The sequence below is a fragment of the Actinophytocola algeriensis genome, assembly GCF_014203735.1.
Lineage (GTDB): Bacteria > Actinomycetota > Actinomycetes > Mycobacteriales > Pseudonocardiaceae > Actinophytocola > Actinophytocola algeriensis.
Window position 1 is genome coordinate 238,790 of the sequence record NZ_JACHJQ010000001.1, and the last position, 21,462, is coordinate 260,251.

Annotated in this window: 16 protein-coding genes; 1 reads left to right on the forward strand and 15 read right to left on the reverse strand. The window is 69.5% G+C overall.

All coding sequences use genetic code 11. The features are described from left to right. Positions 1 to 7 precede the first annotated feature (7 nt). From FHR82_RS01140 to FHR82_RS01190, 11 genes are all read right to left on the reverse strand, one after another. Positions 8 to 367, reverse strand: coding sequence for a hypothetical protein (locus FHR82_RS01140; RefSeq protein ID WP_184808332.1), 360 nt, complete (start codon positions 365 to 367; stop codon positions 8 to 10). 1,068 nt (positions 368 to 1,435) lie between these two features. Next, complete coding sequence (locus tag FHR82_RS01145) at positions 1,436 to 1,612, reverse strand: DUF6104 family protein (protein WP_184808333.1); 177 nt, start codon at positions 1,610 to 1,612, stop codon at positions 1,436 to 1,438. 4 nt (positions 1,613 to 1,616) lie between these two features. Then, positions 1,617 to 5,342 carry a multifunctional oxoglutarate decarboxylase/oxoglutarate dehydrogenase thiamine pyrophosphate-binding subunit/dihydrolipoyllysine-residue succinyltransferase subunit gene (locus FHR82_RS01150; RefSeq protein WP_184808334.1) on the reverse strand — a complete coding sequence of 1,242 codons (3,726 nt, stop codon included), beginning with the start codon at positions 5,340 to 5,342 and terminating at the stop codon, positions 1,617 to 1,619. A 679-nt stretch (positions 5,343 to 6,021) separates the two neighbouring features. Further along, complete coding sequence (locus FHR82_RS01155; RefSeq protein WP_311770907.1) at positions 6,022 to 9,792, reverse strand: ABC transporter ATP-binding protein; 3,771 nt, start codon at positions 9,790 to 9,792, stop codon at positions 6,022 to 6,024. A 173-nt stretch (positions 9,793 to 9,965) separates the two neighbouring features. Further along, entirely contained in the window at positions 9,966 to 10,868 is a 903-nt protein-coding gene (locus FHR82_RS01160) for an ABC transporter permease (protein ID WP_184808336.1), read from the reverse strand. Next, positions 10,868 to 12,235 (reverse strand): ABC transporter ATP-binding protein, encoded by a 1,368-nt coding sequence (locus tag FHR82_RS01165; protein WP_184808337.1) that lies wholly within the window; start codon positions 12,233 to 12,235, stop codon positions 10,868 to 10,870. The genes FHR82_RS01160 and FHR82_RS01165 overlap by 1 nt, the downstream gene beginning before the upstream one ends. Positions 12,236 to 12,323: 88 nt before the next feature. After that, positions 12,324 to 12,659: a hypothetical protein gene (locus FHR82_RS01170; protein ID WP_184808338.1), complete on the reverse strand. Its 336-nt coding sequence runs from the start codon at positions 12,657 to 12,659 to the stop codon at positions 12,324 to 12,326. Next, positions 12,659 to 12,781, reverse strand: coding sequence for a hypothetical protein (locus tag FHR82_RS45590; protein WP_260417850.1), 123 nt, complete (start codon positions 12,779 to 12,781; stop codon positions 12,659 to 12,661). Before FHR82_RS45590 ends, FHR82_RS01170 begins: the two co-directional genes overlap by 1 nt. 647 nt (positions 12,782 to 13,428) lie before the next feature. Continuing rightward, entirely contained in the window at positions 13,429 to 14,544 is a 1,116-nt protein-coding gene (gene ald / locus FHR82_RS01180; RefSeq protein ID WP_184808340.1) for an alanine dehydrogenase, read from the reverse strand. 125 nt (positions 14,545 to 14,669) lie between these two features. Further along, positions 14,670 to 16,205, reverse strand: coding sequence for a PucR family transcriptional regulator (locus tag FHR82_RS01185; RefSeq protein WP_184808341.1), 1,536 nt, complete (start codon positions 16,203 to 16,205; stop codon positions 14,670 to 14,672). Between the two features lie 22 nt (positions 16,206 to 16,227). Next, positions 16,228 to 16,599, reverse strand: coding sequence for a transcriptional regulator (locus FHR82_RS01190; protein WP_225943980.1), 372 nt, complete (start codon positions 16,597 to 16,599; stop codon positions 16,228 to 16,230). Between the two features lie 277 nt (positions 16,600 to 16,876). Here FHR82_RS01190 and FHR82_RS01195 point away from each other — a divergent pair, with 277 nt between their 5' ends. Continuing rightward, complete coding sequence (locus tag FHR82_RS01195) at positions 16,877 to 17,272, forward strand: glyoxalase superfamily protein (protein ID WP_184808342.1); 396 nt, start codon at positions 16,877 to 16,879, stop codon at positions 17,270 to 17,272. Here the strand turns inward: FHR82_RS01195 and FHR82_RS01200 are convergent. From FHR82_RS01200 to FHR82_RS01215, 4 genes are all read right to left on the reverse strand, one after another. Next, the gene (locus FHR82_RS01200; RefSeq protein WP_184809230.1) at positions 17,269 to 17,667 is read right to left on the reverse strand and encodes a hypothetical protein; all 399 of its coding nucleotides are present in this window, start codon (positions 17,665 to 17,667) and stop codon (positions 17,269 to 17,271) included. The genes FHR82_RS01195 and FHR82_RS01200 overlap by 4 nt on opposite strands. 34 nt (positions 17,668 to 17,701) lie before the next feature. Continuing rightward, the gene (locus FHR82_RS01205; protein ID WP_184808343.1) at positions 17,702 to 19,723 is read right to left on the reverse strand and encodes a diguanylate cyclase domain-containing protein; all 2,022 of its coding nucleotides are present in this window, start codon (positions 19,721 to 19,723) and stop codon (positions 17,702 to 17,704) included. 102 nt (positions 19,724 to 19,825) lie between these two features. Further along, the gene (locus tag FHR82_RS01210; protein ID WP_184808344.1) at positions 19,826 to 20,623 is read right to left on the reverse strand and encodes an SAM-dependent methyltransferase; all 798 of its coding nucleotides are present in this window, start codon (positions 20,621 to 20,623) and stop codon (positions 19,826 to 19,828) included. Between the two features lie 125 nt (positions 20,624 to 20,748). Beyond that, positions 20,749 to 21,318 carry an SACE_7040 family transcriptional regulator gene (locus tag FHR82_RS01215; protein WP_184808345.1) on the reverse strand — a complete coding sequence of 190 codons (570 nt, stop codon included), beginning with the start codon at positions 21,316 to 21,318 and terminating at the stop codon, positions 20,749 to 20,751. Positions 21,319 to 21,462: the final 144 nt, after the last annotated feature.

Here is a 21,462-nt window from a genome sequence, read left to right on the forward strand (position 1 = left end):
CCGGCGATCAGGACGTCGGATCGTAGTTGTAGTTCACGACCGTGAACTTGTAGTCGTAGGAGTAGTGCTCGACGCTGCCGCACGTGACGCTGGTGAACCAGTCCGCGGTTTCCGCCGAGGAGTACGCGTACTGGAAGGTCGTCACCACGACGTTGAGAACCGGCATCACCGAGATGAGACCGATCACCGTGCCGAACTCGGAGGTGACCTTGCTCTTCTTGGTCTGCACCTGGATGTTGGCCATCTCCTGGTTGAGGTAGCCGAGAATGGGCGCGACATCACCGCTCAGGCCGGCCAGGATCGCAGCGAAGAACTGCTCGTTGATGCTCGCGGCGGTCCCGTCGCCGGACTCCTCCTGCTGGGACACCGAGGTCTCCCCATCCCTGGGATGGCGTTCATGGCCGTCGTCATCGCGGACTGGTTCAGGAGGTAAAGACCGTTCACGACCTCCTGCCCCGACGTGTCCAGGACGGCCTTCTTGATCACGTTCGACATCTGGAGCGCGTTCACGAACGCGTGGGACACGGCGTCCTTCAGTGTTTGCGACCAGGAATCCTCGATGTAGGCGAAGAGGAAGTCGGTACCCGGCGCGTGGAGCCACTGGCCCGAATCGGTCATCGTCACCATATACGTCACTGGGCGCGTCGCGACAGCAGTCATTTCTCCTCCTGGAAAGGATGTGATCGAAAAGTTCAAACGTCTGCTTCCAGGAGCATGTCCAAAAAGGTGTCAGAGGCCCAGGTGTAAATAGCGGGTTCAATCCTCCGGGGTGGCCATCTCACCCGGTCAGCCCACTTGAGCCGCGTCCTGGAAGATCGAAATTGCGTATAGCTGTCGTCGATCTTGAGATTGCGACCGCGATCGTCCACGATTGTGCGACCAATATTTCACGATGGGGTTCAACCAAATAGTTTGTTGTAGTCGCGGGCGTGGGGAACGCCGTCGAGCAGCGCGAGGAAGTCGTCGTGCAGCGTGCCGTTGGTGGCCAGGACAGTGCCGTTTCCGCTCAGTACCGGGCCCCGGTGAGGTCGGTGACGCGCCCGCCCGCCTCGCCATGATGACTGGCAGCGGCGCCATGTTTTCGTGGCCCATCGGAACCCGGCCACGACCATCGCGTCCAGTTCGCCGGTTGACCAGGCCGGTCATGTCGCCGGACGTGCTGAGGTAGACCGTCCGGTGCAGGGTGGCCAGCAGGTCCTCCGACCACGTGCCCGGGTTGCCCATCGCGGTGCGGGCGCACGGTGCCGTCCGGTTTGCGCGTGGTGGCCACGTCACCGGCGAAGAACCGTTCGGCGGCGAGGGCGCCCGCGCGCCGGGCGAGGCCCACCGCGAAGTCGAGGAGGCTCTGGTCCATGACGTGGGGACGTCCGGCACGACCGCGTGGTTGCCGGACGCGACGAAGCGCCCCGGGCGGGGCCCGGGGCGCTTCGGTCGGTCACTCGTCGTCTTCGTCGTCTCTCGCCAGGTAGGTCGCCAGGCGTTCTACCGCGTTCTCGAACTCCGGGTTCGCGTCGACGAAGGCACGCATCTTGGCCGCCAGCCAGGACAGCGTGACCTCCTCGTCGCCCCGTCGTTCCTCCAGCTCCTCGAGGCCTCGGTCGGTGAAGTACATCGGCTCAGCTGAACGCCTTCTCGATGATCTCCCGCTGCTCGACCTCGTGCACCTTGCCCGAGCCCGCCGACGGCGCGGACATCACGCGACGGGAGACGCGGACCAGGCGAGGCAGGTCCGGGTACAGCTCGCGCAGGTGCAGCCCGTAGAACGGCCACGAACCCTGGTTCGCGGGCTCCTCCTGGACCCAGCGCACCTCCTCGACCCCGCTGTACTTCTCGAAGATCGCACCGAGGCGCTTCACCGGCACCGGGTACAGCTGCTCTAGCCGGACGATCGCGACGTCCGACGCACCGCGGGCCTCGCGTTCGTGGGCCAGCTCGTAGTACAGCTTGCCCGACACCAGCAGCAGCTTCCGCACGTCCTTCGGGTTCGGGGCCGCCGGGTCGTCGAAGACCGAGTTGAACCTGGCCTCCTCGGTGAAGTCCGCGACGCTGGACACCGCCGCCTTGTTGCGCAGCATCGACTTCGGCGTGAACACCACCAGCGGGCGCTGCACACCGTCGAGCGCGTGGCGGCGCAGCAGGTGGAAGTAGTTCGCGGGCGTCGACGGGACCGCCACCGTCATCGAACCCTCCGCGCACAGCTGCAGCCAGCGCTCGATGCGGCCCGACGTGTGGTCCGGGCCCTGGCCCTCGTGGCCGTGTGGCAGCAGCATCACCACATCGGAACGCTGGCCCCACTTGGCCTCGGACGACGAGATGTACTCGTCGATCACCGACTGGGCGCCGTTGACGAAGTCACCGAACTGCGCCTCCCACAGCACCAGCGCGTCCGGGTTCGCGACCGAGTAGCCGTACTCGAAGCCGACGGCCGCGTACTCCGACAGCGCCGAGTCGTACGCCAGGAACCGGCCCTGCTCCTCGGCCAGGTTCTGCAGCGGCACGTACTCCTTGCCGGTCTTGCGGTCCACGATCACCGCGTGTCGCTGCACGAACGTGCCGCGCCGCGAATCCTGGCCCGCGAGCCGGACCATGTGGCCCTCGATGTTCAGCGAACCGAACGCCACCAGCTCCGCGAACGCCCAGTCGATGCCGCCCTCGCGGGCCATCTTCGCGCGCCGCTCCAGCACCGGCTTGACGCGCGGGTGCGGCGTGAAGCCCTCGGGCAGGTTGATGTGCGCGTCCGCGATCCGCTCCAGCACGTCGGCGGTGATCGCCGTCGACAGCTTCGCCGGGATCTGCTGCTCCGACTCGACCGACGGGCTCGGCGCCACCGGGTGCTTCTCCAGCTCGCGCACCTCGTTGAAGACGTGCTCGAGCTGCGAGGAGAAGTCCCGCAGCGCCTTCTCCGCCTCGTCGACGGAGATGTCGCCGCGGCCGATCAGCGCCTCGGTGTAGGTTTTCCGCACGCTGCGCTTCGTGTCGATGATGTCGTACATCGCGGGCTGCGTCATCGAGGGGTCGTCGCCCTCGTTGTGGCCGCGGCGCCGGTAGCAGACCATGTCGATCACGACGTCCTTGTTGAACGCCTGGCGGTAGTCCATCGCCAGCTGCGCGACCCAGTAGCACGCCTCCGGGTCGTCGCCGTTCACGTGGAAAACCGGCGCCTGGATCATCTTCGCCACGTCCGTCGCGTACTGCGACGACCGCGAGTGCTCGGGTGCGGTGGTGAAGCCGACCTGGTTGTTGATGATCACGTGCACGGTGCCGCCGGTGCGGTAGCCGCGCAGCAGCGCCAGGTTCAGCGTCTCCGCGACCACGCCCTGGCCCGCGAACGCCGCGTCGCCGTGCAGCGCGACCGGCAGCACGGTGAAGCCGCCCTCGGAACCCTTGTCGAGCAGGTCCTGCTTGGCGCGGACGATGCCCTCCAGGACCGGGTCGACGGTCTCCAGGTGCGACGGGTTCGCCGTCAGCGTCACCTTGGTCTCGCCGTCGCCGAACATCCGGAAGTACTTGCCCTCGGCGCCGAGGTGGTACTTCACGTCGCCGGAGCCGTGCGCCTGGCCCGGGTCGAGGTTGCCCTCGAACTCCTGGAAGATCTGGCTGATCGGCTTGCCGACGATGTTGGCGAGCACGTTCAGGCGGCCGCGGTGCGGCATGCCGATGACGACCTCGTCCAGCTCGTACTCGGCCGCCTTGTCGAGGACCGTGTCCAGCAGCGCGATGACCGACTCGCCGCCCTCGAGCGAGAACCGCTTCTGGCCGACGTACTTGGTCTGCAGGAACGTCTCGAACGCCTCGGCCGCGTTCAGCTTCGACAGGATGTACTTCTGCACGGCCTGCGGCGGCTTCTCGTGCTTGATCTCGACGCGCTCCTGGATCCAGCGGCGCTCCGACGGGTCGAGGATGTAGGTGTACTCGACGCCGACCGTGCGGCAGTAGCTATCGCGCAGCACGCCGAGCACGTCCCGCAGCTTCATCCGGTTCTTGCCCGCGAAGCCGCCGACGGGGAACTCGCGGTCCAGGTCCCACAGCGTGAGGCCGTGGGACAGGATGTCGAGGTCCTCGTGCTTGCGCTGGCGGTAGTTCAGCGGGTCGACGTCGGACATCAGGTGCCCGCGCGTGCGGTAGGTGTCGATCAGGCCGAGGAGCCGGGCGGTCTTGTCGATCTCGCCCTCGGGGATGTCCTCGACCCAGCGGACCGGCTCGTACGGCAGCCGCAGCGACGTGAAGATGTCGTCGTAGAAGCCGTCCTCGCCCAGCAGCAGCTGGTGCACGCGGCGCAGGAACTCGCCGGACTCCGCGCCCTGGATGATGCGGTGGTCGTACGTGGAGGTCAGCGTGATGATCTTGCTGACGCCCAGCTCGACCAGCGTCCGCTCGCTCGTGCCCTGGTACTGCGCCGGGTACTCCATGGCGCCGACGCCGATGATCGCGCCCTGGTTCTTGGTCAGGCGCGGCATCGAGTGGTTCGTGCCGATGGTGCCCGGGTTGGTCAGGGAGATCGTGGTGCCCGCGAAGTCCTCGGTGGTCAGCGCGCCGTTGCGGGCCTTGCGGATGATCTCCTCGTAGGCCTGCCAGAACCGCGTGAAGGTCATGCCCTCGCAGTTCTTGATGGACGCGACGACCAGCGTGCGGCCACCGTCCTTGGTCGGCAGGTCGATCGCGAGCCCGAGGTTGATGTGCTCGGGCGTGACCACGTTCGGCTTGCCGTTGACCTCGGCGTAGTGCCGGTTCATGTTCGGGTAGTCGGCCAGCGCCCGGATCAGCGCGTACCCGATGAGGTGCGTGAACGACACCTTCCCGCCGCGCGTGCGCTTCAGGTGGTTGTTGATCACGATGCGGTTGTCGAACAGCAGCTTGGCCGGCACGGCGCGGACGCTGGTCGCGGTCGGGATCGTCAGCGAGACGTCCATGTTCTTCGCGATCATGGCCGCGGCGCCGCGCAGCGGCTTGACCTCTTCGCCCTCGGCCTTCGCGGCGGCGGGCCTGGTCTCGGGCTTGGCCTTGCTCTCGGCCTTGGGGGCCGCCTTGGCCTGCGGCTTCGCCTCCGGCCTCGGCTTCTGCGCAGCCGGGGCCTGGCCGTTCGGGGACTCGGCCTTCGCGGGCGCCGAGGCGGCAGCCTTGGGTGGTGTCGGCGTTGTGGTCTTGGCCACGGTCGCCGTCCCGGTGTTGCTCTTCGTGTCGCCCGCGGCCTTGTTCGCCACGCGCTGTGTCGGCTTGTAGTCGGCGAAGAAGTCATGCCACGCTGAGTCCACTGACGACGGGTCAGCGAGGAACTGCTCGTACATCTCTTCTACGAGCCACTCATTGGGGCCGAACTGCGACGCAGGGCTGCTGCTGGACACGGCAGGCACTCGCCTCTATCTATCTCGATCTGTTAGTGGTACGGACTGCACCCCAAGGCTAGTCCTCCAAGCGAGGTGCGTGGTGCCGACTCGGGAGAAGGACCGCAGGTCACGTAGGTGATCGAAGATCGCCCCCAGGTGCCGCTGCCGCTGATACTCGCATTGTCTCCCAGCGGGTCCGCACCCGGTCCGCCCGCCGATCGGCCGTCGAGTTCGTCCCTTTCGGGCCGTTCGACTGTGGTGAATGCCTCATGCTTCTCTCCTAGGACGTGGGACAGCAGCGGCGGCGGTCACAAACGGATCGGCCGACGGTCGGTCCGCAGCGCTCAGTGGTCGAGGATTTCGGTGGGCTTCGAGGCTGGATCGATCATGTGAATCGGTTGTGAGAGTTGGGTTTCTGGCTGCGGGGTGTCCTCGCCGGAGGTTCTTGCCCGCGGGGTGTTGTCCTCGCCGGACGGGCGTCCTGCCGGACGGGCCTCCTCGCCGGAGGGGCAGGTCTCCGGGATGGCCTCGCGGGTTGGCATCTTCGGTGGCTTGGGATGGCAGGCAGCCTCGGGTGTGGTGTGTGGGGCTTGCGCCCCTCGATTGTGCGCGGGCTTGCGCGCCCGCGCCTTTCGTGCTGATTCGGCCCCAGCCGAATCGCCGAAGGGGCCGGGCAACGTTGGTTGGTGGTGTGGCACTAGCTCGGTTGTGGGGTCGGCGTCGGGCTTGGTGCCGGGGTTGGGGGCAGGCCGTTTTCCGCGGTGCCGTGGTGCCACAGGGTGGCGTAGTGGCCGCCCTGTGCCAGTAGTTCCTCGTGGGGGCCTTGTTCGACGATGCGGCCGTCGGACAGGACCAGGATTCGGTCGGCTCTGGCGGCGGTGGCCAGGCGGTGGGCCACCACGAACGTGGTGCGGGGGTGGGCGAGGCGTTCGCTCGCGGCCAGGACCACTGACTCCGTTGCCGGGTCCAGGGCGGCGGTCGCCTCGTCCAGCAGGAGGATGTTCGGGGCCACGAGTTCCGCTCTGGCCAGGGCGATCAGTTGGCGTTGGCCCGCCGACAGGCCCTGGCCGCGTTCACCGACCTGCTGGTGGAAGCCGTCCGGGAGGGTGGCCACCATCGGCAGCGCGCCGACCGAGCGGACCGCCGACTCGATGGCCGCACGGTCGCCGTTCACGCCGTCCAGTGCGGCGCCGTAGCCCACGTTGCCTGCCACGTCGCCGCTGAACAGGTGTGCCTCCTGCGGGACGACGCCGAGGCGCTGCCGGTACTCCGACGGGTCGTAGTCGCGCAGGTTCACGCCGTCCACCAGCACCTGGCCCTCGGTCGGGTCGTAGAAGCGGGCGATCAGCTTCACCACCGTCGACTTGCCCGCGCCGGTCGCGCCGACCAGGGCCACCGTCTCGCCGGCGGCGACCGTCAGGGTCAGGTCCGCCACCGCGGGGCGGTTGGTGCCCGGGTAGCTGAACGAGACGTTCCTCAGCTCCACGTCGCCGCGCAGGGTCGCCGGGACGGGGATCGGGTTCGCCGGTGGCTCCACCGAGGTCGGGGTGCGCAGCAGGTCCGCGATGCGCCGCAGGCCCACCCGGGCCTGCTGGTAGCCGTCGAAGACGTTCGACAGCTGCTGCACCGGCGAGAAGAACAGGTTCAGGTACAGCATGAACGCCAGCAGCACGCCCACCGACAGGTCGCCGGACGCCACGCGGCTCGCGCCCACCACCAGGACCGCCGCCTGTGCGAAGCCGGCCAGCAGTGACACGAACGGGAAGTACGTCGCCACGTAGCGCTGTGCGCGCAGCCTCGTGCGGCGGTACGTGTCGCTGCGCTCGGCGAACTCGCGGGCCGAGTGCTCCTCCCGCGTGAACGCCTGTGCGACCCGCAGCCCGGACACGTTCTCCTGCATGTCCGCGTTCACCGCGCTGACCTGCTCGCGGGCCTGCGAGTACGCGGCCGACGACAGGCGCTGGAAGATCACCGTCGCCACGATCAGGATCGGCAGCGCCGACAACGCGACCAGCGCCAGCTCCGGATCGGTCACCACGAGTGCGGCCGTGATCGTGACGACCGTCAGCAGGCTCGCCATGGCACTCGTCAGCCCGGTCTGCAGGAACGTCGACAGCGCGTCGACGTCCGTGGTCATCCTGGTCATGATGCGGCCCGCCATCTCGCGCTCGAAGTAGTCGAGGCCGAGCCGCTGCAGGTGGGCGTAGCTGCGCACCCGCAGCAGGTACAGCAGGCGCTCGCCGACCCGCGCGGTCAGCACCGTGTTCACGGCGTTGTCCGCGAAGCTCACCACCACCAGCACCGCCGCGATCGCCGTGACCACCCACAGCGCGTCCGTGTTGCCGGTGACCACACCCTTGTCGACGCCCTGCTGGATCAGCATCGGCAGCGCCATCGTCAGCACCGCGTCACCGATCACCAGGCCCGCCACCACGGCCAGCATCAGCCGCACCGGCTTCAGCAGGCGGCGCAGGCGGAAGCCGGGGTCGGGCGCGGTGGGGTCCTCGCCACGCAGCACCGGGACCTCCCCGGCAGGCGGCAGCGCGGACACCCGCTCGAGCAGCTCCGGCGTCGGCGGGGAACCGCTCAACGCGCCGGAGATCCGGCCGCCGCCGATGCCGCCGCGGCCGACCGGGGCGGTGGCCACCTGCCCGGCGCGGGTGGCGGCGACCTCCTCCGTGACCTCCCCGGGCCACAGCGAAGGTGTCCAGCCGTCCGGTCCCGGCTCCAGCACGGCCACGTCCCGGGCGGTCTCCTCCTCGATCTCCTCGCCTGGCCCGGCCAGCAGCGACCGGTACAGCGCGCACCGCGCGGTCAGCTCCTCGTGCGTGCCGATGTCGACGACCTCGCCCTTGTCGAGCACCGCGATCCGGTCGGCCAGCGACAGCGTCGACCTGCGGTGCGCGATCAAGATCGTCGTGCGGTCGCGGGTGACCGACCGGAGCGTGTCGTGGATCGCGGCCTCGGTGGCCGTGTCGACCGCGGACGTCGCGTCGTCCAGCACCAGCACCCGGGGGTTCGACAGCAGCGCCCGCGCGAGCGCGATCCGCTGCCGTTGCCCGCCGGACAGCGTGAGCCCGCGCTCGCCGACCACGGTGTCGTACCCGTCGGGCAGGGCGGTGATGAAACCGTCCGCCTGCGCGGCCCGCGCGGCCGCCCGCACCTCCTCGTCGGTCGCGTCCGGCCTGCCGTAGCGGAGGTTGGCGCGCACGGTGTCGGAGAACAGGAACGCCTCCTCGAACACCACGCCGACCGTCGACCGCAGCGACGCGAGCCGCAGCTGCCGGATGTCCACGCCCGCCACGGAGATCGTGCCCTCGTGCACGTCGTAGAAGCGGGGTAGGAGCAGCGACACCGTCGACTTCCCGGAGCCCGCCGTGCCCACGAGCGCGAGCGTCTCGCCCGGCTGGACCGCCAGCGACACCCCGTCGAGCACCGGCTCGCTGCGCGTGTACCCGAACGTCACCCCGGACAGCCGCACGTCGACCGGCCCGGCCGGCACGTCGACCGCGTCCGGCGCGTCGACCACCGTGGGGTGCGAGTCGATCAGCTCGTACACCCGCTCGACACCGGCCCGCGCCAGCTGCACGTTCACGAGCAGGCTCGACAGCAGCCTGGTCGGGCCGACGAGGTTCGCCACGTAGCTCGCGAACGCCAGGAACGTGCCCAGCGTGACCTCGCCCCGCAGCGCCATGTACCCGCCGAGCGCGAGTACCGCGACCTGCCCGGCGGCCGGCATCGCGACCAGCGTCGCGGCGGGCCGGGACGTCAGCTTCGCCGTGCGCATCCGCTCGCCGAACAGCGTCCGCGCCGCCCTGTCGAGCCGCGCGATCTCCCTGGCCTCCTGGCCGAACCCCTTGACCACGCGCACGCCGGTGACGGTCTCCTCGACGTGCTGCGCGAGGTCGGCCGCCTTCTGCTGCGCCGACCAGGACGCCGGGAACAGCACCCGTCTGCTGCGGACCGCGACCACCGCCACGATCGGTGTGATCACCAGCGCGATCAGGGTGAGGAACGGCGACAGCCACATCATCGCGCCCAGCGCGAGCAGCGCGAACACCACGGTGCCGATCGACAGCGGCACCATCATCAGCATGCCCTGCACGACCTGCAGGTCGGTGATCGACCGGGACACCACCTGGCCGGTACGTAACGCGTCCTGCTTCGCGCCGTCGAGCCGGGCCACCGCGGCGAACACCTGCTGGCGCAGGTCGTGCTGCACGTCGAGCGCGAGGCGGCCGCCGAGGTAGCGGCGCACGAACGCGGTGCCGAACGTGGACAGCTCCATCAGCACGAGCGCGCCGACCAGCCACATGAGCCGCTCGGTCGTGCCGGCCACGGCGTCGTCGACGACGAGCTTCACCAGCACCGGGCCCGCGGCCTGGAAACCGACACCGACGACCGAGGACACGACGGAGAGCACGACAAGCCGCCGGTGCCGCCAGCAGGCGGCACTCAACCGGCGGATCCAGCCTTGCGGGGTCGCTCCGCGGGCTCCGCTGTGGCTAGGGGAGGACTTCGACACAAATCCACATTAGGCGCGCCCACCGACAGTCCCGGTCGAGAAACGACAGCGGGACCTGCCAATGGCAGGTCCCGCTGTCCGATTCGCCCTGTCCGATTCGCCCTATCGGGTGACGATCAGGTGATGTCCCGCGTCCGGTTGCGCAGGATGCCCAGCACGAAGAAGATGCCCGTCCACACCAGGAACACCAGGCCGGACAGCCAGAGCGTCAGCGCGCCCGGCGCACCCGCGATACCGCGCACGACCTGCTCGAACTGCTCGCGGCCCTCGGTGTCGACGGTGCCGCCCGCGTTCTGCACGAGGTCGATGACCTGTGTCGCGAGCACCTGGCTCGCGGTCGCGCCGGTCAGCCCGTTCGCGGACCCGTTCGGCAGGAAGCCCGCGAGGTAGGAGCCCTCTGTGAGACCGGTCATGACCAGGTCGCCGATCGGGCCGACGATCAGCGAGTAGATCAGCAGGATCACCAGCGCGCCGACGGGTGAGCCCATCAGCGCGCCGACACCGAGGCCGAGCAGCGTCCACAGCAGGCAGCCGAGGATGCCGGACAGCGCGATCATCATCCACTGGCCCGCGTCGGGCAGGTACTCGCTCTTGGACCCGAGCGCGGTGCCGATGCTCGCGCCCAGCGCGATCACGACGCCGTACAGCAGGCCCCAGATCACGTACGTGATGGCCTTGGCCGACAGCAGCGCACCGCGGTTCGGCGCGGTCAGGAAGCTCGTCGTGATCGTGCGGCGCGACAGCTCGCTCGCCAGCGCCAGCGTCCCGAAGATCAACGGGAAGATCGTCGCGATGTTCATGCTGCGCGTCAGCGCGATCACCGACCAGGACAGGTCGTCGAAGGAGATGTTGAACTCCTCGATGATGTCCACGTCGGAGATGTCGCTGACGATCGACGTGATCAGCGCCGACACGCCCCACGCCCAGCCCAGCGCGAGCAGCACGGCCGGGATCATCATCGCCCACCACATCTTGGTGGTGAGGATCTTGCGGAACTCCGCCTTGATCAGGTTGCCCATCAGTTGTTGCCTCCGTCCGGGTCGCCGGAGTTCGGGTTCTGGTCACTGGGTGGTGGCGGTGGTGCCACCGGTGCCTGCACCGGCTGCGGTGCGCTGGGCGGCTGCCCCCAGTCCTGCGGTGGCTGGGGCGGTTGCGGAGCCTGGTGCGGCTGCGGCGGCGCCACCGGCGGCGGCTGTTGCTGCCAGCCACCCGGCGGGGTCTGCTGCGGCGGCGCGTAGCCCTGCTGCGGTTGCTGCTGGTACTGCTGCGGTTGCTGGGGCTGCTGCCAGCCGCCCGGTGGCGTGCCCTGCGGCGGTTGCTGCCACCCACCGGGCGGGGTCTGCTGTGGCGGCGCGTAGCCCTGCTGCGGTTGCTGCTGGTAGCCCTGCGGCGGGGTCTGCTGGTACCCCTGCGGCGGGCCGGGTTGCTGGTAGCCCTGCGGGACCGGCGGCAGCTGGCCGTGCGGGACCTGGCCGGGTGCCGCGTACTGACCGCTCGTCAGCGCGAAGAACATCTGCTCGAGGTCGGCCCGCTCCTCCTGCACGCCGTACAGCGCGACACCGGCCTGCGCGGCGATGTCACCGATCTGCTGGACGGTCGCGCCGACCACGGCGAGCCTGCCGTCCGGCGTCGGCGTGACCTCGGTGATCTTCATTTCCTGCAGGGCCACCGCGAGCTTCTGCGGGTCGGCGGGCTGGACGAGCACCCTGCTCTTCTGTGAATTGCGCAGGTCGTCGAGCATGCCGTAGTACATCGTCTGCCCACGGCTGATGATCACGACCTGGTCGATGGTCTGCTCGACCTCGGCCAGCAGGTGGCTGGAGATCAGCACCGTCCTGCCGCTCTGCGCGAACGCCTTGAGGAACGTGCGCAGCCACGCGATGCCCTCGGGGTCCAGGCCGTTCGCTGGCTCGTCGAGCACCAGCACCTGCGGGTCGCCGAGCAGCGCGGTGGCCAGCGCGAGGCGCTGCTTCATGCCCAGCGAGAAGCCACCCGCCGCGCGGCCGCCCGCCTGGCCGAGCCCGACCAGGTTCAGCACCTCGTCGGCGCGCTGGTCGGGCACGCCCATGGCCGCCCCGTACACGCGCAGGTGGTCCCGTGCCGTGCGGCCAGGGTGGAAGCCCTGCGCCTCCAGCACGCCGCCCACGATGCGACCGGGGTTGCCCAGCCGGTGGAACGGCTGCCCGTTGATCGTCGCGAAGCCGGCGGTCGGGGTCACCAGACCGAGCAGCATGCGCAGCGTGGTGGTCTTCCCCGATCCGTTGGGACCGAGGAATCCGGTCACCGATCCAGGTTCCACCTGGAAACTCAGGTTCTGTACCGCGGCGACCTGACCGAAGTTCTTGCTCAGGTTCTGCACCACGATGCGGCCGCTGCCGTCCGACACGTGTCCTCCTGCCTCGCCTGCGGGTTTCGTGCGGGTCATCTTGCCGCATGGCGTCGGCGGGGTTGTGCCGAACGGGGGAGTTGTGGGATCAGCGACTGTTCTGGCGGGTGAACGGGTTACGCAGCGGGTACGTGCGCTGCCGGTGCGGCACACCGTCTCCGATGAGCTGCTCGTGCGCGGCCCGCCACACCTGGCACGGCCAGCGACGTGCGCGGATACGGGTGCGGCAGGCCTCGCAGCGGCCGTCGGGACCGGCTTGGTGGGCGGTCAGCAGGCGGCGCCAGCCGTCGGCGAGGCGGCGCAGCTCGGTGCGGGCCAGCGGGAGCAGTGTCGACGGGTCGGCCTTGTCCGCCACCTCGTCGAGCGCGGCGAGCCGGGCCAGCACGGCACGGCGGGTGTCGTCCTTGGCGGGCCACACTGGCATCAACCTGCCTGACGGTCTGGTTGGTCGTCGGTGCGGACGGCGGCCTGGTCGAGAGCGAGGCCCAGACCCCTGGCCTGCTGCGCGGACAGCACCGCGGCGGCACCCGGAGGGGGGACAAGCACGACTCTCTCGTTTTCGACCAGCACCATCAACGCCCGGTCCCGACCGAACGGATCGATACAACGTACGGACCAGCGGGGTTCAGTCACGCATCCGACATCGGCGGCGGAATGGCCGGACCGAAGTGGTAATCGGGGTACTTCACTCCATTGCCACCATTCTCACTCGATCGAGCGTTCCGGTCGGGTGACCAGTCGCCGTATGGGTAGTCACCGTCGCTGTGCGCACCGTGAAGGGTGTTCGGGATACAGACGGTGTCGAGTTGAGAACTAATGAAACTCACCGACCCCCTAGTGCACCGTTCCGATGCCCATACCCTTAAGCTTGCACGTGGCGGCCCGCTCCCAGTGACCCCCAGGCTGGTTGAGCGGGCCGCCCTCAATCCTCCTGTTCGGCGCTCCCGCGTCTCCCCTGCCTCCCCGTTCGACCTGCGGACGACCCCGGACCCCCCGCCGTGCGGTCCCTTCCGGCCCGGCGTCGTTCCGTTCCTCGGGACGGGGTTCCCCAGGACCCTTCCTTGTGCTTTTCGATCTCGTGTGCGCAAAGACGAACACCCTGCCGGGATATGCGACAGGGTGTTCGGTTTCTGCGGGGGTCTACGCCTTTTCGGGTTCTGGCCGTCGTTTCCGCATTCCGGCCAGGGTGTTGATTAGTTGACGATTTTGGTCAACGGTGTGTGGGGCAGGTTGTGGGCCTCCGCGACCGGGCCATTGGTCAGCGCTCCGGCATGCGTGTTCAGGCCCAGCGCCAGCGCCGGGTCGGTCGCCAAGGCCGCTTCCCAGCCCTTGTTCGCCAGCGCCGTCGCGTACGGCAGCGTCACGTTGGTGAGCGCGTACGTGGACGTCCTCGGCACCGCACCCGGCATGTTCGCCACGCAGTAGAAGACCGACTGGTGCACCTCGTAGGTCGGCTCGGCGTGGGTGGTCGGGCGCGAGTCGGTGAAGCAGCCGCCCTGGTCGATCGCGATGTCGACCAGCACAGAGCCCGGCTTCATGTCGGCCACCAGCTCGTTCGTGATCAGCTTCGGCGCGCGGGCGCCCGGCACCAGCACCGCGCCGATGACCAGGTCCGCCTCCTTCGCGGCCTGCTCCACCGCGTACCGATTGGACGTGATGGTCCGCAGCCGTCCCTGGAACTGGGCGTCGACCTGCCGCAACCGGTCCACGTTGGTGTCCAGGACCTGCACGTCCGCGCCCATGCCGGCGGCGATCGTCGCCGCGTTCAGGCCCGCGACACCGCCACCGATCACGACGACCCGCGCCGGCGCCACACCCGGCACGCCACCGGGCAGCACGCCCCGGCCGCCGGACGGCTTCATCATCGCGTACGCGCCCACCTGCGGCGCCAGCCTGCCCGCCACCTCGGACATCGGCGCGAGCAGCGGCAGCGCACCGTTCGCGGTCTGCACCGTCTCGTAGGCGATCGCGGTGGTGCCCGCGTCCATCAGCGCCCTGGTCAGCGGCTCGTCGGCGGCGAGGTGCAGGTAGGTGAACAGCACCTGGCCGCTGCGCAGCAGCGGGTACTCCGAGGCGATGGGCTCCTTGACCTTCATGACCATGTCGCCCTCGGCCCACACGTCCTCGGCCTTGGCCAGGATCTTCGCGCCCGCGGCGAGGTACTCCTCGTCGGCGATCGCGGAGCCGAGCCCCGCGCCGGCCTCGACGAAGACGTCGTGCCCGTGCGCAGTCAGCTCGTGCACGCCTGCCGGGGTCAGTGCGACCCGGTACTCGTGGTTCTTGATCTCCCGGGGGACGGCGATCTTCACGGCGTTGTGATCCTTCCGGCGACTGGGCCAACTGGGTGTTGTACACCACGATGCGGTAACAATAAGTAAGTGTCATCGTGTCGGTAGAACCAGACTTGAGGACTGGTGTAGTGCTCACGGCACAGTCAGGCCCAGCGGATCGTCGCCAGTTGGACCAGTAGCGCCATGCGCGTGTCCGGGTCGTCGAGATCGGCCTCCACCAGGTCGACCAGCTTGCCCATCCGGTACCGCAGCGTGTTCGGGTGGATCCGGAGCGCCTTGCTCGCCGCCCTCGGGTCGCCGGGGTGCCGCAGCCACTCGTACAGCGTGTCCACATAGGACGTGCCGCTCTGCTCGTCCTGCGCGCGCAGCACCGACAGCGGGCCGAACTCGGTGGCACCCGCGCCGAGCGCACCCGTGGCCGACCGGTGCAGCACCAGGACCTGCCACGCGTCCTCGTGGCTGACCATGGGCCCGGTGATCAGGCCGGTGCGCAGCAGGTTCAGCATCTCCTCGGCCAGCGCCCGCGACCGGGCCAGCTCGTTCAGCGGCACCGGCGGACCGGCCGCGACCAGCGGTTCCTCCTCGCCTGCCAGGGCCTGGCGCAGCGCGGGCCAGCCGCTGCGGTCCGGCACCACCGCGTACAGCACGTCCCGCAGCTCAGCCACGGCAGGCCGTCTGCCGACCCCTGCGGTGATCCGCTCCCACAGCGCGAGCCGCATGCCCTCGGCGCCCAGCGGGTCCGGCGTGCGGATCGCCATCGCCACCACGCGGTGCGCCTCGTCGGGCAGGTCCAGCTCGGCGGCCGCCAGCCGGACGCTGCCGGTGCCCTCGAGGACCGTGCGGACCAGCTCGGCGGACCGGCGGCGCTCGGCGTCCTCGCGGGCGCGGCGGCGCAGCAGGTGCAGCGCGACGACCGGTGCGGTGTCGGCGAACGCGGCCGCCCGCTCGTCGGACACCGGCCCCGCGACCACCGCCCACATCGAACCGAGCAGCTCGCCGCCCATGCGGATCGGCACGATCAGGCGCGGCAGCGTGCCGTCGGCCTGCCTCGGCACGAAGATCGTGGTCCGGCCGCGGGACAGCTCGCGGAACACGCCCCGCGAGCGGAAACGGGCGAGCACGTCGTCCGGCACCCGCCGCCCCATGATCGTCGACACGCGGGCCGGGTCGGTGCGGTCCTGGCGGGCCGAGTAGGCGAGCACGCGGGAGTTCGCGTCCTCGATGGTGACCGGCGCGTCGACCACCGCCGCGGCCGCGTCGGCCAGCCGGAACAGGTCGCCGAGGCCGGGTTCGCCGCCGGGCGAGTCGTCGGACTCGTCGGCCGCCGCGTCCAGCACGGACCGCAGGAGCCACACGATCTGTGCCCAGGACGCGGCGGCGTGGACCTCCACCAACGCCGTCCCGTGCGCCTGCGCGGCCGACCGGACCGCCGCGCGCACCGGCAGCGGCGGCTTGAGCAGCACCGCGGCCGCGCCCTGGCTGCCGCAGTACCGCACCAGCTCGGCGGCGTCCTTGGTGGCGTGCACGGCGATACCGAGCACCAGGTCGCCGTCGCCGACCTGGTCGCGCCGCCCGGCCTCGGCGATCACGACGTCGGTGACGTGCCCGCCCCGGCCCGCGAACCGCGTGTGCAGCAGCGTCGGCCCGACCCGGTCGACGACGCCCTGCACGGTGATCACGGCAGCAAGTATGCGGGGACGGTCACTCGCCGTGCCGGTCGACGAGCGCACGCAGCGCCGCGATCTCGTCGGCCAGCGCCTTCCGGCCTGCGCGCGTGATGCTCACCCACGTCTTGGGCCGCTTGCCGTCGTAGCCCTTCTCCATGTCGAGGAGCCCGGCGTCGACCAGCACCGTCAGGTGGCGTGACAGGTTCCCGCCGGTCAGGTCGAGCGCCTCCTTGAGGTAGCCGAACTCGACCCGCCTCGACTCGGCGGCGATCGTCAGGATGCCGAGCCGGTGCCGCTGGTGGACGACGTCGTTCAGACCGTTCGTCGGGTGCTCGCCGATGACCCCTCCTCGCAGGCTCCGAGCGGCCGCGGGCGGCCCCTCTGTGTCCGGCGGTTCGCTCTGCAAGCTCCGCTCGGTATCCGATGGTTCGCTTCGCAAGCTCCGCGTAGAGCAGTGGCGCGGCCAGGATCAGCGCTCCGAACAGGAGCAGGGAGAACGCGTAGCCGTGACGGTCCTCCCTGGCGCGGTGGCGCAGTGTCTCGAGATCGGCGAGCAGGCTCGCGTTGTCGTTCATGTTCGGAACCCCCAACATGATTGCGATGCACATCGATTTGCATCGCAAACTTAAGGCGTCAAGCCCCTGAGGCGCTACGGTGCTGGTCTCACCGGAGCGGAGGCGGTCATGATCCGAGGCGTCAACCAGGTCGTGCTCTACGTCGAGGACCAGGAGGTCGCGAAGCGGTTCTGGGTGGAAACGCTCGGCTTCGCGCTCGACCAGGACGAGCCGTACGGCGACGAGCGGTGGCTGTCGGTCGTCTCGCCGGACGGGGCCACGAAGCTCGTGCTCAGCAAGCGGCAACCGGGCTGGACGGCGCCGGAAGTCCGCGACGGGATCCCCCACTCGAACGTGTTCTTCTACACCGACGACGTCGAGAAGACCTACCGCGAACTGACCGAGAAGGGCGTCGACTTCCCGGAACCGCCGTCCAAGCAGTTCTTCGGCTGGTGGTCGATGTTCTCCGACCCGGACGGCACGCGGTACGCGCTCGGCCAGCGGTGGGGCACCAGCCAGGGCTAGGACAGCGCCTCGGTGATCCAGTCCGTGACCGGCAGGTCGCGGCTGTGGCACTCGTCGGACAGCCGCATGGTCCAGCGCAGTGCCTGCACCATCAGCGTGTCCATCTCCTCCGGCGCGGCGTTGGCCAGCGCGATCTCGATGTGCGTGCGCGCCGCCTCGCTGTCGCCGTGCACCTCCGCGAGCAGCACCCGCACCGCGGTGCGGACCGGCGGGTCGGCCTCGTCGATCGGCACCTCGTTGCCCGCGTTGTCGAAGACCTGCATCTTCACCGGTGCGGTGCCGCCGCTGCCGAGTGTCGCCACCATGGCGCTGCACTCGTGGAACAGCAACGACATCACGTCCCTGGCGTCCTCCTCCGGCACCCCGGGCTCCGCCACCCCCGACTGCATCGCCATGAGCGCGGCCTGCGCCGCGGTCACCACGCGTGACTCACGATCCACCGAACACACCACCCTGCGCGGTGGCTACCCCGATCGACGCCCACCAGTCCGCCGTCTCGGCCGTCCGCACGTCGAGCACCGAGCAGGCCGCCCCGAGCTCGTCGAACATCCGCACCGTGCGGGCGGTCTCGTCGGCCAGCACCTTGCTGCCCGCGCCGAGCGCCCCGGACAGCGTCACCGACCGCACCCCGGTGCTGCTGACCAGTTCGAAGTCCAGCGGTCCTCCGGTGACCCCGCACAACCCGACCCGCACGCCGATGTCGTCGAGCACCTCGAGGTTGTCCCGCGCGTCACCGAAGTCGTCGAGCAGCGCGCCGACGTCGAGCGACAGCTCCAGCCGGTCGGCGGTGAGGCCGCTCTCCTCGAGCGCCCGGTGCACGGCCCGCACGAGGTCGGCGTCGCCGGACTGGTTGCGGGTCAGCTGTACCGAGAGCACCCCCTCCGAGCCAGCGAACCGCTTGCACGCCTCCAGCAACAGCAACGGTCCTACGTGGACGGACCAGCCGGTGCGTTCGGCCAGCTGGAGGCAGGTCACGTGATCGACCGCGTCCCACGACAGAACCGCCCGCGCGCCAACGGGTTTCCGGTCCGCGAGCCGCACGACCGGGGTGAAGTCCACGGACAGGTCGCCGACCTCCCACGCGGCGGGCAGTGACGCGGCGAGCCGGTCGAGCTCGAGTGCCGTGCGGTCCTCGCCCTCGTGGAACCCGGCCCACTGCCTGCGCCCGGTCCGCTTCGCCTTGCGCAGCGCGGTGTCCGCGGCGCGGAACAGCGCGATCGCGTCGCCATCACCGGCGTTCCTGCGCACGGCACCGACGCTCGCGCCGACCGCGACCCCGATGCCGTCGATGTACTCCGGGTCCACCAGCTCCGCCGTGAGCTTGCCGATCAGGTCACCGATGTCCGGTGTGGTGGCGGAATCCTCGATGAGCACGGCGAACTCGTCACCCGCGATGCGTGCCACGAGCGCGTTCTCGTCCGACACCGCCTCCTCGAGCCTGCGGCCGACGGTCTGCAGCAGCCGGTCGCCCACCGCGTGGCCGAAGCTGTTGTTCACCAGCGCGAACGCGTCGAGGTTCACGCAACACAGCGTGATCGGGCTGCGCGGGTCGGCGCGTTCGAGCATGCTCTCCAGCTTGGTGTGGAAGCACTGCCGGTTCGGCAGGCCGGTCAGCGCGTCGTACAGCAGCTGGTGGCCGAGCCGGTCCTGCAACAGGTGCAGCTCGGTGACGTCCTGCACCATCGTGACGAAGTAGGCCGGCGCACCGGCACCGTCTCTCAGGAGCGAGATCGCGAGCAGGACCCAGGCGATCTCACCGTCCTCCTTGCGGAGCCTGCGTTGCTCGTGCACGCGTGCCTGCTCCCCGTCGAGGAGGCGGTGGTAGGACGACATCACGTCGCCCGCGCCCTCGTCGCGGAAGATGTCGGCCAGCATCCGGCCGGGCAGCCGGTCCGGCACCGTGGCGAGGATGCCCGCCAGCGCCGGGTTCGCCTCGATGCACATGCCGGACAGATCGGTGATCGCGATGCCGGTCGCGGACGAGGTGAACACCTCGTGGAAGCGGTTCTCGATGCCCCGCAGGTTGTGCTCGGCGCGCAGGACCGCGTTGAACAGCGCCTGTTTGACGTCTTCCTGCTGGGTGAGCGTGTAGTCCCGCAGCCCGTCCGCGTAGCCGGCGGACATCGCGCCGAGCAGTGCGACCGTGCGCCGTGCCAGCTCGGTGTCGGGGGTCGACACGAGGTCGGCGAGCAGCTCGTGGGACAGCACGTTGATGGTCGCCGCGAGCGCGTGCGGGTCGACGAAGCCCTCGGAGACGAGCCGTGCGCCGATGCGGTTGCCCGCCGCCGAGGAGAACTCGTCGGCGCCGAGGCTCGCCAGCACCTCGTCGACCAGTTCGAGGAGGACACCCTCGATGTCGTCGGGCGACCGCGGGATGTACGTCGCGGCGGTTGTCGACCGGGTCCAGGCGCGCGCCAGCTGCTCCCGGCGGTGCACCGGCGGAGCGGTCACGCGTGGGTCCGGCATTACGGGATGTCCATGGTTGTGTGGGTCGTTGCTCCTGCATGGTGCCCGGGGACGGGGCGTCACCGCCACCCGACCATCCCGACCGTGTTAACGCTTTCGGGCGACCCCGGCGTACAGACCGTCGTTGTCGTTGTCCGCATCCCGCTCCGGCCGCCACTGCGACGTGCCCACCAGACCAGGCTCGACCAGCTCGAAGTCGCCGAAGAACGACCGGATCTCCGACTTCGTCCTGGACATGACCGTGTTCTGCGACTTCTTCAGCTTCTCGATGATCTCCTCGCTGGTGTCCTCGGCGAAGTCGTCGGTGAGGTGGGTGAGGGCGAGGTAGCTGCCGGGAGCCAGTGCGTCGCGGTAGGTCGCGAAGACACCGTCCGGGTCGTGCTCGGGCAGGATGTAGTGACCGATGGTGATCGCCAGCAATCCGATGGGCTGGTCGAAGTCCAGCACGCGCCGCGTGGTGTCGTCGTTGAGCACGAGGTTGGGCTTGGTGATGTCGGCGTGCACCATCGCCGTGGTCGTGTTGTTCTCCAGCAGGAGCTGGCTGTGCGCGACGGCGACGTGCTCGTTGTCGACGTAGACCACCCTGGACGTGGGGTCCACCGCCTGGGCGATCTCGTGCACGTTGCCCACGGTGGGGATGCCGGACCCGAGGTCGAGGAACTGCCGGATGCCCTGCTCGACGAGGAACAGCACAGCGCGCCGCATGAACGCCCTGTTCTGGATCACGAATCGCTTGACCTCGGGCTGGATCTTGAGCAGCTCCTCGGCCAGCGCGCGGTCGACAGCGAAGTTGTGGTTGCCGCCCAGGACGTAGTCGTACATCCTTGCCGCACTGGCCTTTTCGAGGTCAACCGAGGTCGGAACCCAGTTGGTCTGCTGTGACACCGTCCACCTCTTGGTCTGATTGATCGGTGACCGAAACCCTACCGAGACGTGGCCGTGCTGTGGCGGGCGGTCACCCGGATGGCCCACGGTGAGAAAACGTTTGCCGAGGTCGTCGTGTCCCAGCGTCAGCGGCGTGTCTCGCCCCCGGCGCCCGCGAGCGCCGCGGCGGCCATCTCGCGCAGCATGGTCGCCATCCCGTCCCGGCCGAGGTGACGGCTGTGCGGGGTCGAGTTGATCAGGCCGAACACGGCGTGCGCGGCCGCGCGGGCCGTCGGCTCGTCGAGGTCCGGTGCGGTGTCGCGGACGGCCTGCACCCACACCTCCACGTAACGGCGCTGCAGCGCTCGCACCCGGCGGCGGTCCGGATCGGTGAGGTTGCCGAGGTTGCGCTCCTGCACGGTGATCAGCGAGGGGTTGTCGAGCGCGAAGTCGACCTGGAAGGCGATCAGCTCGCCGAGCAGCTTCGCCGGGTCCTCCGTGCGTTCGCGGCGGTCGAGCCCGCCGGTGAGCAGCACCTCGCTGATGGAGGTCAGCATCTCGCCGAGCATCGCGTCCTTGCTGCGGAAGTGCCGGTAGAGCGCGGGCCCGGAAACCCCGACGGCGGCGCCGATCTCGTCGATGCCCACCCCGTGGAACCCGTGGCGCGCGAACAACTCCGCTGCTGCGGCGAGTATCTGCTCACGGCGGGTGGACACGTCGCCATGCTACCGACCCGACGTTAGCGTCCGCTAACACGTGTTCCGTTTGCCGGTGCTAATAGATGTCCTACTGGCAACCGTTAACGACTAACGACGTGATCCGGCATCTGGTTACCTGCTGGTAGGGATGGTGACGTCGGG